Source organism: Daejeonella sp. (assembly GCF_017495225.1).
Classification (GTDB): Bacteria; Bacteroidota; Bacteroidia; order Sphingobacteriales; family Sphingobacteriaceae; genus Daejeonella.
Window position 1 is genome coordinate 15500 of the sequence record NZ_JAFEIG010000012.1, and the last position, 16092, is coordinate 31591.

General features: G+C 37.4%; 15 protein-coding genes. 11 read left to right on the forward strand and 4 right to left on the reverse strand.

Features of this window, described 5'->3' with window-relative positions:
* The first annotated feature begins 3 nt into the window (after positions 1 to 3).
* The 7 genes from mutL (at position 4) to QZ136_RS04760 (ending at position 7438) form a co-directional block, all read left to right on the forward strand.
* Positions 4 to 1857: a DNA mismatch repair endonuclease MutL gene (gene mutL, locus QZ136_RS04730; RefSeq protein WP_291400901.1), complete on the forward strand. Its 1854-nt coding sequence runs from the start codon at positions 4 to 6 to the stop codon at positions 1855 to 1857.
* Positions 1858 to 1874: 17 nt separating this feature from the next.
* Positions 1875 to 2612 carry a rhomboid family intramembrane serine protease gene (locus tag QZ136_RS04735; RefSeq protein WP_363244831.1) on the forward strand — a complete coding sequence of 246 codons (738 nt, stop codon included), beginning with the start codon at positions 1875 to 1877 and terminating at the stop codon, positions 2610 to 2612.
* Positions 2605 to 3456, forward strand: a complete 852-nt coding sequence (locus tag QZ136_RS04740; RefSeq protein WP_291400903.1) for a rhomboid family intramembrane serine protease — start codon at positions 2605 to 2607, stop codon at positions 3454 to 3456. Before QZ136_RS04735 ends, QZ136_RS04740 begins: the two co-directional genes overlap by 8 nt.
* Entirely contained in the window at positions 3456 to 4580 is a 1125-nt protein-coding gene (locus tag QZ136_RS04745) for an endonuclease/exonuclease/phosphatase family protein (protein ID WP_291400905.1), read from the forward strand. The genes QZ136_RS04740 and QZ136_RS04745 overlap by 1 nt, the downstream gene beginning before the upstream one ends.
* A gap of 49 nt (positions 4581 to 4629) precedes the next feature.
* Positions 4630 to 6090, forward strand: coding sequence for a cysteine--tRNA ligase (gene cysS / locus QZ136_RS04750; RefSeq protein ID WP_291400908.1), 1461 nt, complete (start codon positions 4630 to 4632; stop codon positions 6088 to 6090).
* Between the two features lie 45 nt (positions 6091 to 6135).
* On the forward strand, positions 6136 to 7008 hold the full coding sequence (locus QZ136_RS04755; RefSeq protein WP_291400909.1) for a hypothetical protein: 873 nt from the start codon (positions 6136 to 6138) through the stop codon (positions 7006 to 7008).
* Positions 7009 to 7123: 115 nt separating this feature from the next.
* Complete coding sequence (locus QZ136_RS04760) at positions 7124 to 7438, forward strand: phosphoribosylpyrophosphate synthetase (RefSeq protein ID WP_291400911.1); 315 nt, start codon at positions 7124 to 7126, stop codon at positions 7436 to 7438.
* On the opposite strand, the gene QZ136_RS04765 is transcribed toward QZ136_RS04760, so the two are convergent.
* Both QZ136_RS04765 and QZ136_RS04770 read right to left on the reverse strand, forming a co-directional pair.
* Positions 7435 to 8400, reverse strand: coding sequence for a MoxR family ATPase (locus QZ136_RS04765; protein ID WP_291400913.1), 966 nt, complete (start codon positions 8398 to 8400; stop codon positions 7435 to 7437). The genes QZ136_RS04760 and QZ136_RS04765 overlap by 4 nt on opposite strands.
* Positions 8400 to 9767 carry a peptidylprolyl isomerase gene (locus QZ136_RS04770; RefSeq protein WP_291400915.1) on the reverse strand — a complete coding sequence of 456 codons (1368 nt, stop codon included), beginning with the start codon at positions 9765 to 9767 and terminating at the stop codon, positions 8400 to 8402. The genes QZ136_RS04765 and QZ136_RS04770 overlap by 1 nt, the downstream gene beginning before the upstream one ends.
* 357 nt (positions 9768 to 10124) lie before the next feature.
* On the opposite strand from QZ136_RS04770, the gene QZ136_RS04775 reads away from it, so the two are divergent.
* Positions 10125 to 10730: a hypothetical protein gene (locus QZ136_RS04775; RefSeq protein WP_291400917.1), complete on the forward strand. Its 606-nt coding sequence runs from the start codon at positions 10125 to 10127 to the stop codon at positions 10728 to 10730.
* 1 nt (position 10731) lies between these two features.
* Positions 10732 to 11310 (forward strand): non-canonical purine NTP diphosphatase, encoded by a 579-nt coding sequence (locus QZ136_RS04780; protein ID WP_291400919.1) that lies wholly within the window; start codon positions 10732 to 10734, stop codon positions 11308 to 11310.
* On the opposite strand, the gene QZ136_RS04785 is transcribed toward QZ136_RS04780, so the two are convergent.
* The gene (locus tag QZ136_RS04785) at positions 11291 to 13333 is read right to left on the reverse strand and encodes an OstA-like protein (protein WP_291400920.1); all 2043 of its coding nucleotides are present in this window, start codon (positions 13331 to 13333) and stop codon (positions 11291 to 11293) included. The two genes, QZ136_RS04780 and QZ136_RS04785, sit on opposite strands and share 20 nt — an antisense overlap.
* Positions 13334 to 13383: 50 nt before the next feature.
* Between QZ136_RS04785 and tilS the strand changes: the two genes are divergently transcribed.
* Both tilS and QZ136_RS04795 read left to right on the forward strand, forming a co-directional pair.
* Positions 13384 to 14712, forward strand: a complete 1329-nt coding sequence (tilS, locus tag QZ136_RS04790; RefSeq protein WP_291400922.1) for a tRNA lysidine(34) synthetase TilS — start codon at positions 13384 to 13386, stop codon at positions 14710 to 14712.
* A 1-nt stretch (position 14713) separates the two neighbouring features.
* Positions 14714 to 15199: a hypothetical protein gene (locus QZ136_RS04795; RefSeq protein ID WP_291400924.1), complete on the forward strand. Its 486-nt coding sequence runs from the start codon at positions 14714 to 14716 to the stop codon at positions 15197 to 15199.
* A 187-nt stretch (positions 15200 to 15386) separates the two neighbouring features.
* Here QZ136_RS04795 and QZ136_RS04800 read toward each other — a convergent pair whose 3' ends face one another.
* On the reverse strand, positions 15387 to 15899 hold the full coding sequence (locus QZ136_RS04800) for a hypothetical protein (RefSeq protein ID WP_291400926.1): 513 nt from the start codon (positions 15897 to 15899) through the stop codon (positions 15387 to 15389).
* Positions 15900 to 16092: the final 193 nt, after the last annotated feature.

Genomic DNA, 16092 nt, shown 5'->3' on the forward strand with positions numbered 1-16092 from the left:
ATTTTGTCTGATATCATACAACTTTTACCCGATTCGGTTGCCAATCAAATTGCTGCTGGCGAGGTGGTGCAGAGGCCTGCTTCGGCGCTGAAGGAGCTTATTGAAAATGCGATTGATTCGGGCGCCGATAAGGTTCAAATACTGATTAAGGATGCCGGGAAATCACTTATTCAGGTGATTGATAATGGCTGTGGGATGAGTATGACTGATGCACGTATGTGCTTTGAGCGTCATGCCACCTCCAAAATTCGTAAGGCCGAAGATCTTTTTGCTATTCGCACCATGGGCTTTAGAGGTGAGGCGATGGCTTCTATTGCCGCTATTGCACAGGTGGAATTAAAAACTAGGCGTCATGAGGATGAGTTGGGGACTTGCATTCGCATCGAAGGCTCAGAAATTATAAGTCAGGAGCCTGTTTCAACCATGCCTGGGACTAGCATCAGCGTCAAAAATTTATTTTACAATACTCCGGCGAGACGTAATTTCTTGAAAGGGAATCCAGTTGAAATACGTCATATAAATGATGAATTTCAGCGTGTTGCCTTAGCTAATCCAGAAATATTTTTCACTCTTCACCACGATGGGAACGAGATTTTTCATTTACCTAAAGGCAGCCTTAAGCAACGAATTATCCATCTTTTTGGCAACGCATACAACCAAAAATTAGTCCCGGTAGAAGAAACAACATCCATTATCGAGCTTAAAGGTTATATCGGTAAGCCAGAATTTGCGAAGAAAACAAGAGGCGAGCAATTCTTTTTCGTCAATAATCGTTTCATAAAAGACCCCTACTTAAATCATGCCGTTTTAAATGCTTTTGAGGAGGTTCTTAGTGCCGATAGTTATCCACTTTACGTGCTTTTCATTGATATCGACCCTGCTAAGATTGATATCAATGTACATCCCACAAAAACGGAGATAAAATATCAGGATGAAAAAGCTATTTATGCCATCATCCGCTCAGCGGTAAAACGCTCTTTAGGACGTTATAATATAAGTCCGACGCTCGATTTCAACCAAGAAACCGGCTTTAGCCAAATGATTAGCCACAAAGCTCCCGAAGATATTGTGCCTCCAGCCATTTCATTTAATCCGGATTTTAACCCCTTTTCTAATGAGAGAAAGGAGCGTGAAATCCCATTTTTAAGAAATAGCCAAGAAGAACGAAAAAGCATCAGTAAAAATTGGGGCTCATTATATGAAATTATTGATCCTGAGGCACATCAAAGCGGATTAGAGCTTGACAGCAATCGTCAGGTAGAAATTGAAAATAAGGATCTTAAAATTGTTGGAAAGCAAATATTTCAGCTTCATAATCGTTTTATAATTTCGCAAATTAAGTCGGGATTTATGCTCATCGACCAGCAAGCGGCACATGAGCGTATTTTGTTTGAACGCTTCCTCCAGCACCTTGAAAGTAGACAGGGGGCAAGTCAGCAGAGTTTATTCCCACAAACTATTACTCTTAATTCCGTTGATTTTGAGCTTGTTAAAGAGCTTTTAACCGATATTCAATCTTTAGGTTTCCAAATTCGTGAGTTTGGTAAAAACACCTTAATTATTGAAGGAGTGCCAGCAGATATTGGGACAAACATCAACGAATTAGAGGTATTGGAGCATCTTTTAGAGGGTTTTAAGAATAATCAAAGTGCTCTAAAGCTAAATAAACGTGAGAGTTTGGCGAGGGCGCTAGCACGGAATACAGCTATCAAAGCTGGTCAGCACTTAAGTTCCGAAGAAATGAATGCCCTCATCGACGAATTATTTGCTTGCGAAATGCCAAATATTTCACTTAGTGGGAAGCCGGTAATCAGTACCTTTACTTTAGAAGAATTATTACAAAGATTTGAAAAATAAGACCAGCGAACTTTAATATGATGCCATTTGCCAATACGCCAACAGTAGTTAAAAATCTGCTTATCATCAACATCATTTTTTATGTTGCCACGATGATGTTTGGCGGTCCAATGATGACGCAAGTGTTAGGCGTACATTATTTTGATGCTCCCAACTTTAAAATTTGGCAGGTGATTACCTATATGTTCATGCATGATTATTCATCGCTGTTTCATATTCTGTTCAATATGTTTGCCTTATACACCTTTGGCTCATCTTTAGAATATATTATGGGATCAAAGCGTTTCTTAAACTTTTACTTGATTACAGGTTTAGGAGCATTAGGATTACAGCTATTGGTACAAAGTATTGAGGTATATAATATTACTGGAAGTGCTGTAAATAATGGTTCATTCATTATTGATTCATTTAAGCGTAGCATTTCGTTTAACCCACAATTAATCAGTGAGGAGCAAGCATCCACCCTCCTCGGTATTTATACCACCCCGATGGTAGGTGCTTCAGGCGCGATTTTTGGCCTATTAATTGCCTTTGGAATGTTGTTTCCGAATGCGGAATTGTTCATTATGTTTATTCCAGTGCCCGTAAAGGCAAAATATATTATTCCTGTTTATGTAGTGCTTGAACTATTTTTGGGCGTAAAACAATTTTCGGGTGACTCTGTTGCTCACTTTGCACATTTAGGAGGTGCATTATTTGGCTTTATCTTAATTAAAATGTGGCATTTTAAACGCCGCGACAATTTTTATGAATAGATCAATATTCGGTGAACTTTATAACAAGGCATTCCGCTCCGGAAACCCCTTATTCCTTTTTATTGGGATAAATATCGTCGTTTTTATAGCTATAAATATATTTTCCCTCGGCGAATTCCTTTCGGGAGGCCAAGGCTTTGGATTAAAATGGATTTTAAAACATCTGTCGGTTCCAGCCTCTTACGTCGAGCTACCTTTCAAATTCTGGACTATTTTAACTTATATGTTTGTCCAGAAGGATTTCTTCCACATCCTCTTTAATATGCTCTGGTTATATTGGTTGGGTCAAATTTTCATGGATTTTCTAAATAAAAAGCAATTTATATTTACCTATTTATCTGGAGGAATTTCGGGTGCACTTCTGTATCTATTGGCTTATAATCTCATTCCAGTATTTATGAGCAATGCATCAAATTCAATCCTTTTAGGATCATCAGCAAGTGTAATGGCGATTGTTGTGGCTACTGCGACATTGGTTCCTGATTATACCATACGCCTCATGCTATTTGGGAATGTGAAACTAAAATATTTGGCGCTAGCTTATTTCTTTTTGGATATTATCTCAATGAGTGGGGCTAATCCGGGAGGAAGCATTGCTCATATTGGTGGTGCAATTATGGGATTTGTTTTTATCAAACAACTTCAAAACGGGAATGATTTTAGTAAATTATTTGAAAAAAAGTCTAAATTGAAAGTGGTTAAAAACACTAATACCAAGGCTACAAAGAATGATTTTACGGATCAGGCTGCAATCGACAGTATTTTAGATAAAATTTCAAAATCAGGTTACGAAAGCCTCAGCAAGGCAGAAAAAGAGGAATTATTCAAAGCAAGTAAAAAATAATGAACCGCCGAAAGAGCACAAAATCGGGAATACACCTCTTCAGTAAATTCGTTTTAAGCATGAATTTATTTGCTGTAGCTGGCCTACTTTTAAGCTATTTGGCATCCTACATTAATCCTGAAAAATTTTGGGTCATTTCCTTTTTCGGTTTGGCCTATCCAGCAATTTTATTAATTAATATATTATTCATCATTTATTGGCTCTTCCGATTACCAAAGTTTGCGCTTATTTCTGGCATAAGCATCATACTAGGCTGGGGGGTGGTACAAAATCACATCGGATTTAGAGAAAGCACAGCCATAATGGTCCCTAAATCGTCTGAAAGCTTTTTAAGGGTAATGAGCTATAATGTGCACAATTTCAAGCAGTTCGGTGATAAAAATGATAAATTTACCAAAGAACAAATTCTCGATATCATCCGAAATGAACAACCCGACGTAATCTGTTTTCAGGAGTTTTTTAGCCGTAAAAGAGGCGAGTATAATTTCAGGAAAGAAATTTTACAAATACTCGAAACCGAGCATTATTATTTTAAACCATCTGTAGATAATGGCTATGAGGCAATAGGAATGGCCATTTTTTCTAAATTCCCAATCCTCGACCAAGGTAATATTCAGTTTGAAAAAAACATGAATTGGAATGAAGCAATTTATGCAGACATCAAAAAAGGTGATCAAAAATTTAGAGTATATAATGTTCATTTACAGTCAATTAGCTTCAAAAAAGAAGATTATAGCTATTTAAAGAAAGTAACGAGCGAGATAGAAACCAGTGTAGAATCTCCAAGAAAAATTGGCGGCAGATTAAAAAGAGCTTTCATCAAACGGGGTAATCAAGCACAGATTCTCAAAGAACATGCGGATAAAAGTCCGATGCCCTATATCATTGCCGGCGATTTTAACGATACACCCATCTCCTACACAGTCAAAACCATCGCTAAGGGGATGAACAATAGTTTTAGAGAAATGGGCAGTGGCTTCGGAATCACCTATAATGGAGCATTTCCAAACTTCCAGATAGATTATATTTTCTGCTCTCCCGACTTTAAAGTCAAGAATTACTTGATTATTAAAAAGAAATTATCAGACCATTACCCAGTACGTAGCGACCTCGAATTAAAATAAAAGCAAGCATTATCCCCGAAAAATCGATTTTCAATTTTAAATTTGCATTATGGATAGTAATCTAGTCATTTATAATACCCTTTCGAGAAGCAAAGAGAAATTCGAACCCCTACATCCGCCAATGGTAGGATTGTATGTTTGCGGACCTACAGTTTACAGTGATGTGCACTTAGGTAATTGCCGAACTTTTGTCTCGTTCGACTTGATTTATCGCTATTTACTACATTTAGGATACAAGGTTCGATATGTGCGTAACATTACCGATGCTGGTCATTTAGAGGGGGATATGGATGAGGGCGACGATAAATTCGCCAAAAAGGCAAGGCTCGAGCAGCTTGAGCCCATGGAAATTGTTCAGAAATATACCTTAGGCTTTCATGATGTGATGCGACTTTTCAATGCGCTTCCTCCTGGGATTGAACCCACTGCGACAGGCCATATTATTGAGCAGATTGAGATGGTTAAGCAAATCCTTGAGAATGGTTATGCCTATGAAGTAAACGGTACTGTTTATTTTGACGTAGAAAAATATTGCAAAGAGTTTAACTATACCATACTCACTAACAGAAACTTAGAAGATTTATTAGAAAATACAAGAGAGTTAGGTGGGCAGAATGAGAAGAAAGGCCGATTAGATTTTGCACTTTGGATTAAAGCCAAGCCTGAACATATTATGCAGTGGACTTCCCCTTGGGGACTTGGTTTCCCGGGTTGGCATATTGAATGCTCTGCCATGAGCAGTAAATATCTAGGTGAAAACTTTGATATCCATGGAGGCGGGATGGACCTTGCAGCGACTCATCATACCAATGAAATTGCGCAATCACAGGCATGTAATCACGTTACACCTGCAAAATATTGGATGCATACCAATATGCTAACAGTCAATGGCACCAGAATGTCGAAGTCGAAGGGAAATGGTTTTTTACCTTATCAACTATTTAGCGGCGACCATGAACTTTTGTCGAGAGGTTTCTCACCGATGTCGGTTAGATTTTTTATGCTTCAAGCACATTACAGAAGCACCTTAGATTTCTCAAACGAAGCACTAGAAGCGTCCGATAAGGGCTTTAAACGATTAATGAACGCTTATTCCTTACTAGAGAAATTAAGTCCTTCACAAGAATCGAAAAACGATTTAAAGAACCTCTCCGACAGATGCTATGCGGCCATGAACGATGATTTTAACAGTCCCGTACTCATTGCCGAACTCTTCGAAGCGGTGCACCTAATCAATAGTATTTATGATGGTAAAATCCCTGCAACACAAAAAGATATCGACGATTTAAAGAAATTGATGAACGATTTTGTTTTTGATGTTCTAGGATTAAAAGAAGAAGGAAGTCAGACAGATGATACTGCTAAACTTTTAGATTTCATCATTGGATTACGCACAGAGGCTAAAGAAAATAAGGATTACGCTACTTCCGACAAGATTAGAATTGGCTTAAATTCTCTAGGGATACAATTGAAAGACAATAAAGAGGGTACCACCTGGAATAAAATCTAAATCCGAAAAATTATCCGATTTTTTTTCAAAAATTGATATCAATCTATGAAACGATATTTTTCTCTTTTATTTCTGTTTTTAGTCTTCACTAAGGATAATTTCGGGCAACAGAGCAATGGAAGAGTAAATTCTTTGATAGCAGCAGAGAATTATTTTGCCGCCTACGCTAAAGATAAGGGGATCAGAGATGCATTTTTAAAGGTTTCGGATGAAAACACCCTCCTTTATAAACCAAATCCGGTGAAAGCTGAAGCGTTTTTTGATAAAAAGTCGAGTAATGACCCTGGAAAGCTCGATTGGAGCCCTTCATTTGCTAAAATTTCTAAAAGTGGCGACTGGGGATTTACAAGTGGTGCCTATTCGTATAACTCTAATATTAACACTACAACCGTTTATGGCCAATACCTATCTGTTTGGCGAACAAATAGTAAGGGGGTATGGAAATTAGCGCTGCGCACAGAGATGATTCATCCCAAACCTTCAAATGAGCCTAATTTAAGCTTTGCTGATCCTAAGAGCTTCCGATTTTTCAGACAAATTGCTGAGGGACGATTAAAACAAAGGGAAGAGCTAATTTTGACTAGCGATAAGCTTTTTTCAAAGACTTTATTAGATAATCAACGCTTAGCATACGATACTTTTTTTGCTGAAGAAGGTCGTCTTTTATTTCCAGGTTATGAACCTATAATTGGAAAAACAAAAGTTAATAATTTCTTAAGCAGACAGCAAATAGGCGTCGAAACAATTCCCTCAGTGGCTAATCGGGCATTGGGTAGTGATTTAGCCTATACCTACGGAAAGGCATTAATTACTAGAGATGGAATCACCAAAATGTTTAATTACACGAGGATTTGGGAATCTCAAGAAGGCTTTTCGTGGAATATCCTATTAGAAATTTATACACCGTCGGAAGAGTAATTGGCAAGGTTTTAGCTATTATTTCGTGGTAGATTAACACTGAAGGGCATCAATTTGCTTTTATCAGGTTTTTAATGCTGAGTTTTATTCCCTCTCATTTTATAAATCTAAAGCCATGGTCACTATTCCCAAACACTACAAAAACCTCCTTGAGGCTGTAAATAGCTTACAAAAAAGAGGTTATATCTATAATTTTCATTATCAGGATTCTAGCCTTCAATGTGGTGAAATCAATAAAAAACTAGCCGCCGAAGATTTATTAATTGCGGAATACTACCGTTTTGAGGGCATGAGCGACCCAGAAGACAATTCCGTTATTTACGCTATAGAAAGCAATCAAGGGCACAAAGGGATTGTTATTGATGCCTATGGAGCATACTCAGACGAAAACATTACCGAATTTTTAAAGAATGTTAAAATCAAGGATTAAAGCAGATTAGCTATAATTTTTTCAGTGCTAATCCCTTCAGCTTCAGCCTTATAATTACGAACTATTCGATGTCTGAGGATAGATTCTGCAACTGCTTGAACATCTTCCTTATCAGGAGAGTATTTACCGGAAATTGCAGCGTGACATTTTGCACCTAGCACCAAAAATTGGGAAGCTCGAGGGCCTGCACCCCAACTCAAAAATTTGTTAACCTCATCACTTGCTGTGGCTGTACCAGGGCGAGTCTTAGCGGCAATAGATACAGCATACTCCAACACATTATCGGCAATCGGAATATTTCTTACCAATTGCTGAAAAAAGCTAATTTCATCAGCATTTAATATTTTATTAATCTCAACCTTTCTATTAGCTGTAGTATTTCTAACCACTTGCAATTCTTCCTCAAAAGAGGGATAAGTTAGAAAAACATTAAACATAAAACGATCGAGCTGTGCTTCAGGTAAAGGGTAAGTCCCCTCCTGCTCAATAGGATTTTGAGTGGCAAGTACAAAAAATGGCTGCGGCAGTCGATGGGTTTGTCCTCCAACTGTAACCACCTTCTCCTGCATAGCTTCTAAAAGTGCGGCTTGCGTTTTCGGTGGCGTTCTATTGATTTCATCAGCAAGAATAATATTAGAGAAAATAGGGCCTGGAATAAACTTAAAACTGCGATTTTCAGCTAAAATTTCAGATCCTAAAATATCAGAAGGCATTAGATCGGGAGTAAATTGTATCCGATTATAGCTCAAATCAAGAACCTGTGCTACAGTTTGTACAAGCAAAGTTTTTGCTAGTCCCGGTACCCCTACCAACAAGCAATGGCCATTACTAAAGATGGAAATAAGGACCGATTTGATTACCTCATCCTGACCGATGATTACCTGTGCAATTTCATCCCTTACCTTTTTATAGGATAGGTGCAATGCATCTAAGGCTTCAACATCAGAACTAAAGCTTTTCATTATTTATCTTTTGCAGTTGTCCAGCCCGCTAACTCAGGGCAAACCTGGAATTCTCCGTCGATTTTTATGTAGGTAACCTTTCTACGTTTTTCAAACCATTCACTAATCGTGCGGTTATTTTTATCCTCAAATGCCACTTCCTTAATTTTGGGGAAATCTTGGTCTAGGCTGGCTTGATGGGGACCAGTTTTCGATTTAAGCATTAAAATTCTATAACCCGTTTTGCCATCAGGACCGGTAAAAATAGTCGGTTTGGAGATAGATCCAACCGCCATTGTGTCGATGGTTAAGAAAATCTGTGGGTCTAATTTATCAGTTGGAATATATGTTGTACGGTTTTGAACATTCTCAGCATTTAACATCATCCCACCATTGTATTTAGTTTCTTTATTATCCGAATAAAAAGTTGCAGCAGCACCGAAGTCCATTTTTTTATCCGCTAAAATTGTGTAAACACTATCAATATGAGCTTTTGAACGTTCTAAACTTGCTGGTGTAGGGTTGGTAGTTATTAAAATATGTCTCACATTCACCTGCTCACCAAGTCGTTCAATTACCTGTAATACGTGGAAACCAAATTCAGTTTCAATCACTTGAGAAAGCTCTCCCGGCTTCATTTTGAAAGCGGTAGCTGCAAACTCTTTAACCAAACTGCCTCTATCCATAAAACCTAGCTCACCACCCTCACGTGCCGAACCTGGATCTTGTGAATATAGGCTTGCTAAGGTTGCAAAATCCTCACCACCCTTAATTCTTAATCTCAAAACCTCAGCCTTATCACGGAACACCTCTTTTTCTTCCTTGCTTAGCTTAGGATAACTAACAATTTCTGCGATTTCAACCTCTGTATTAAAAAATGGTAAGCTATCTTTAGGAATCGCATCAAAATATCGCTTTACCTCAAGTGGCGTTACAGCTACGTTTTCGGTAATCTTGCCCTGCATTTTTTGAGCAACTAACATTTCTTTAATGTCAGGTCTAATTTCATCCTTATACTGTAAGAGTGATCTTCCTAAGAATGACTCCAAGCGCTCCTGACCACCCGCTCTACCAGTCATGGTACGCAAACGTCTCTCAATTTCATCATCAACCTGATCTTCATCAACTGAGACAGAGTCAATAATTGCCTGCTGTCCTAAAATCTTTTGTGATAGTAAACTTTGCAAAATATTGCATTTTACAGCTGGATTTGCAGGATTCCCTTGCGCCAAATACTGTGAATATTGCATTTCAATTTCAGATTGCAGAATAATTGAACTTCCTACAACAGCAGCAACTTTATCAAGGGATTTAGATTTTGTTTGTGCATTTACGTGGACAAGCGTAATAAATAATAGTCCGGTAATTATCCCTAAGGTCTTTCTCATTTCTTGTATTTCTCGTGTTTTGGGCTTGTAAAACCCACAAAAATTTTGTATATTCCTTTTAAAAAAACATAAGCCCTTTCAAGAGCTTGTTCAATAATTGAATGTTACAAAATTATCAGATATAATTCATAATTCAATTATTTAAATAAATAGCTTCTCTTTTTAAAGTAAAAACAGCCTAAATAAGCCATATTAGGCATAAAAGCTATAATAAAATGTTAAATAGTATATCTAAATCAAAATATAATTTTATACTGCTAAGTTAAGCTTTTACTAAAGAAGCTGAGCCCATTTAACTAAATTTAACAGATGCTTTCTTAAGTTTGTATAAACAATAAATAAAAAATAAAGCCATTCATGTCAAGTCTGCATTCAAACGAATTTAATACCTTGAGTCTTTTATTAACGGAAGACATTTACGTTCTAGATAAAATGACTGTAAATCAGATAGATAAATCGGAGGAAAATGTAAAAGTGCCTATAACTGAACAGGCTATTCAAGTTGAAAAACCAACCCCAACTGCAATTCCTACATTGGAGCCCATTCAAACATCGGCAGCAGTACCTGAAATAAAAAAATCTCCAGAATTTACTTACATCGGAGAAAACAATAAATATTTCTTGATTTTAATCGATGATGCTAATAACAAAGAGATAAGCCCTATCCACAAAGAAACACTACTTAAAATCATGACGGCAAAAGGCTTAGAGCTAAGAGATTTGGCAGTTTTAAACTTGAATCTCTTCCCAAATGCAAGCGTTAATGAGCTAAAGGAGTTTTTCAGTTGCAGTAAATTAGTGCTTTTTGGCATTAATCCGCAACGAATTTCACTACCAAGTATAAGCTCCAATAAAGTTGAGAATCACCTCAATATCAAACTTTTCAGCACCTACAGCATCGATGAAATGATAAATGATGTGAATAAGAAAAAAGAGTTTTGGGCAATCATGAAGGATTTTTAAGATGGAATTAGTATTTGCAAGTAATAACCAGCATAAGGTTGAGGAAGTTCAGGCGATTATCGGCTCAAAAATTAAGCTTAAGAGCTTAAATGATATTGAATGCCATGATGAAATTCCTGAAACAGGAGATACTTTCGTGGAAAACGCCGGACAGAAAAGTCGTTTTGTATTTGAGCGTTATCATTTGGATTGCTTTGCAGATGACTCGGGACTTGAAATTGATGCGCTAAATGGCGAACCGGGAGTCCATTCAGCACATTATTCAGGCAGTCGTGATTTTCAGGAAAACATCAATCTAGTTTTAAAACGTTTAGAGGGGAAAATAGATCGTAAAGCGCGATTCAAAACCGTTATTTCTCTTATAATTGGTGGCAGTGAGCACCTTTTTGAAGGAATTATTGAAGGTAAGATCAGTTCACAACAATCAGGACAGAAAGGCTTCGGCTACGATCCAATTTTCATCCCCGAAGGCTACGACATAAGCTTCGCCGAAATGAGTGCCGAAGAAAAGAATGAAATCAGTCATCGCGCTAAGGCCATGGAAAAACTGATTCAATTCCTTAATTCACAGCTTTCTTAAGTCCCGCTTTTACTCCCGACTCTGGTATCGGATTTGCCGGAACCTTAGGCTTTACTGGCTCTGTTTTGAGATGTGCAGTTTCCGCAGGAATAGTTTTTACTGGTGCAGCTTTAGCAGGCACAGTTTTCTTTTCAGATTTTTTTGTGGCAGGCTTAGTTTTTTCATCTGCTAGCTGAGGGATAATTTCTTCCTTTGACTTTGGTCGGTCACGGGGTTTCCAAATAAACCCTTTTAATACCCGATCCTCCTCTTGCAGATCGTTCATAGGCGTGATAGATGCATCAATAGCCCGAATAGCGCTAATATTACTTAGTTTATTATCCTTTAGTATAATGCGCAAACGACTGCTAATCATGTGATTAAGTCCGCTATAAACCGTATCATCCTTTAAATAATAAATACTCTCAGCATTGCCATCAACAAACATATTATTCAGTTTATTATCCTGAAAATAGCCCGTAATCACCTTACCCTTTATTTGATTGAAATTGGTCGAATCAGCATCTTCTGTATTCACAATGAAGCTATTGTGATGCAAAAGCATGTTGTCAAGCTTCTTGTTTTTCATTTGTAGGTACACGGTATCGCCAGTAAGTTGGGAGCCTTGGGCCCAAATAATCGGACTCACATAGCACCTTACCGTAGAATCGGCGTCGCTGAAGAACATGGAATCGGCTTTGGCCTGTAAATCAGATTTAAATATTTTAGCGTTATGGAATGCGCTGATTATTCGAGTACGAGCGGTATCAGTGCTCAAAGAATCTTTTGTTACCGGACTAACTTTTATACTATCCTGAATTTTATTTTTAGCTAAAACAGGCTTTTTAAGCTCATTTTTAGACTTTTTAGTTTCAGGCGGTGGGATTTTATCGGGTGGCGATTTGGCTATTGCTTCCTTCAGAAGGGCATCCACTTTCACATCATTTCCAACCTTCTCGGGAACATTTCGTAAATCAGGAGCTTTATTTTTCTCTTCTAAGGCAATAGGATTTATGGCATCCTTAGAATTTACTTGAGGAGCTTCCTCTTTTTCGGCAATTTCGGCATCGGGTATTATTTCATCCTTCTTATAGGGAATTAAATCACGTGCATAAATCACCTTGCTAAATAAAGTATCTGCAGTCATCCAAATCGAATCAACCTTGGCCGAGTCGGTTTCAGTAATAATAACAACATAGGGGTTCAGGGTAACTAATATACTTTCATCTGCCTTTTTATATTCACCGAGCCCTCCTTTCAATATCGCTTTTTCAACGGTATCCTTAAAAGTTACATGACCAATAGCCTTGCCATAGCCTACCTTACGATCGTAAAATAAGCTATCGCCGGTTAAAGATTTGCTACCCTGGCGGTATAAATTATTTTTTCCAAAACGCGCCTGATCATTGCTTGTGTTGTAGGTACCACTTTCAGTGTAAAGGGTATCATCCTTACCATAAATATCGGTAGGGCCATAGAAATAGGCAATTTTCGAATTCGAATTATAGCGTAAAGTATCGTTTTTTATTATGGCATCGGGCGAGTTAAGCACTACATTATCTCTAAAATAGGCATCCCGTGTAGCGGCAAAATAATAGCCATTCTTGCTTGTAAGTACATTTTTACCGTTAACAATCTTCCCTCCGCCAAGATAAGTCCCGATGCGAGTATTCATATTATAAGTCAGATTGTTAGTGGTTAGCGTAGCATCTCCATCAATTAACCTGATATTGTTTGTGAGAACAGCAAGTTTCGTATTTCCATTATAATTTAGAAGATCAGAATAAATAACTGTCCCGGAAGGTTGCGTAATAACCACATGCCCATAAGCATCGAAAGTATTGGCTGCTTGATTAAAATCTGCACTATCAGCAGCAAGAGTAGAGCCTTCTTGAGCAAAAACGGGGCGGATAATCCTTGCAAAACCAGAAGCCTGGAATCCTTTGATCAATTCCGACGAGCGAATTTCAATCTGTTGCCCTTGTGCAAAAGTAGCTACAGAAAATACGCTTAATAAAAGGGATATTAGAAATATTCTCACCATGCAAAAATAGTTTTTTGGCTAAGGATTTTTAATTAAATAATTTTGAACAAATGATGGCCCTAGAACGACTTCAAGATTTTATCAAAAAACATGCCCTTTTTCGTGAAAAAGAGCGTGTATTGCTAGCTGTGAGCGGGGGTCGCGATTCTGTGCTGATGGCTCGAATGTTCAAATTGGCAGGATATAATTTCGGAATTGCGCACTGTAACTTCCAATTGAGAGGAAAAGAAGCCGATGAAGATGAACTTTTTACAGCAAATTTGGCTAAAGAATTGGGTGTTGATTTTTTTATTACAAAATTTGATACCAAGGCATTTGCTAAGCAAAATCACGTCTCCATTCAAATGGCTGCCCGCGATTTACGCTATCAGTGGCTAGAAACTATTCGGGAAGCAAATAATTATCAATACATCGCCCTAGCGCATCATCAAAATGATGTGGTTGAAACGATATTGTTGAATTTAACACGCGGGACTGGCATAGCGGGATTGCATGGCATTTTAGCAAAAAAAGGCAAAATTATACGCCCAATCTTGTTTTTAAGTCGCGAGGAGATTGACGCCATGCCTCCATTCCCATTCCGTGAAGACAGCTCAAACCTCTCCGCAAAATATGCGCGTAATAAAATTCGGCTGGAGGTTATTCCGGTTTTAAAACAATTAAATCCGAGTCTCGAGCAGACATTTGAAGCCAACAGAAAACGCTTTGAAGAGCTTGAAACATTACTCAGACTACGTGTAGAAGAAATTAAAACGGATCTTTTCAAAAAACTGAAGGAGGATGAATTTGAAATTAACCTTGAAAAAATACAAAAATTAGTCCCGCTAAACACCCTTCTATACGAACTGTTTAGTCCTTACGGCTTCAGCCAGCCCGTTTTAAACGATTTAAGCAACTCCTGGACTGGTGAAGCAGGCAAAGTATTTAGATCTGCTACACATGAGCTATTGCTCGATCGAGGTCGGATATTATTAAGCCGCATCAATAATGTAATTCCAAATTCAATACTTATTGGGCATGATATAAAAGAATGTCATTGGAATGAAAAACAATTTTCAATCAAGCTTAGTCCGATTGAAAATTTCAAATTGAGAACAGAAGCTCAATTAGCACAACTCGACTATGACTTATTGAAATTCCCATTAAAAATGAGAAGTTGGCAGCATGGTGATTTCTTCCAAGCATTGGGCATGAAGGTTAATAAAAAACTGAGCGACTTCTTTATTGAGCGGAAAATTAGTCTGAATCACAAGAAAGACATCGCTATTTTAGAAAACGGCAATGGAGATATTGTTTGGATTGCCGGATTAAGAATCAGCGAAGCCTATAAAATTAGTCCGAACACAAAAAAAGTATTTATCTTAGAGCAATTGAAATAATATGCAAGAAGTAGAACCAGTATTTTTAGAAAAACAGTTTTTAGGGCGTGATCCAAACCGCATTAGCATCCGATTAGTGATTGTATTATTTTGCTTTGCCGCTTATTATATCTCTGAACGCCGCGAACAAAATGCTGATTTGTTTTTAGTCGTAGGGTTTGGAGTTCTACTTGCATCGGTTATTATGATGTTTCTTCTTCATTTTAAAACAACCGTTTATAATAAAAGTATCATTCTTAATGGTTTATGGACTACCAAAATGGTAAAAATCGACCTCAATAGCATTGTGAAAGTAGAGCGCAGTAATTACAGCACTTATTTCATTAATAATCCTGTTTATAATCTTCATCAGAAAGGAACAATCCGTTTTTATGCTTCTGGAAAAGATGCCGTAAAATTAACTGACCGTGATGGATTGGTCTATATCATTGGTACTCAAAGAGCTGTAGAGCTTGAGCAGAGTATACAAAGTGAAATGAGGAAGTAGGATTTTTACTGCCTACATTTATAATTCAGTAGTACCTGTGGTCGGTGTTGTCACCGTACCACCAATTAAGGTCTCTATGAATTAAACCCTAAAGATGATTCATATGATAATTGGATAAAGACCTCTAACTGCTCCTTTGGTCGGTGTTGTCACCGTACCATAAAAACACCTATCTATGAATCAAACCCTAAAGATGATCCATATAATGAGTAAGTATAGGATTTTTAAACTTTTGATAATAAAACGGTGCAGAAGAAAACAAATAATCCTCTGGAAGAATGCACAAACCTGCCTTAACTGGATTAAAATGAATATAATCTAACTTTTGCTCTATAATTTCTCTTGTATAATTTCTCGATTTAAAAGGCCTGTGCTCCCAAAAATGAAATTTCCGATCAAATTGGGTGCTTTTATAATTCATCAAATGAGAAGGATTAGTGTCCAAAAGATTGAATTTAATCTGTTGTGCAGTAAATTTAAGAAATTGCTGTTGAACATTCTTTTCAATCCAATTATCTTGTTTACGCCAAATTATATGCAGATTATTTGGCATAATAACATAGCCATAAAGCCATATGCGTTGTTCGTGAACTAAAAAGGCTAAACTATCAAGAATAATCTCCTTATGCTTTATATCGTTTAGTAAATTCTGCCATTTAAGGCAGGTAGCAGTGAAAAATTCAATGTTCCCATGTTTCATGATTAAACATAGTAAAGCAAAATAAAATTCTACTTTTTATTGAATAAGCGGTATAGATAAATTATTAAGCGGCTTGTTCTTGCTACGGTGACGTGCTGGTACGGTGACAACACTGACCAGAGGATCGACCAGAAATGAATCCAAGTTTATGCTAATGAAATAGAATGACGTGCTGGTACGGTGACAACACCGA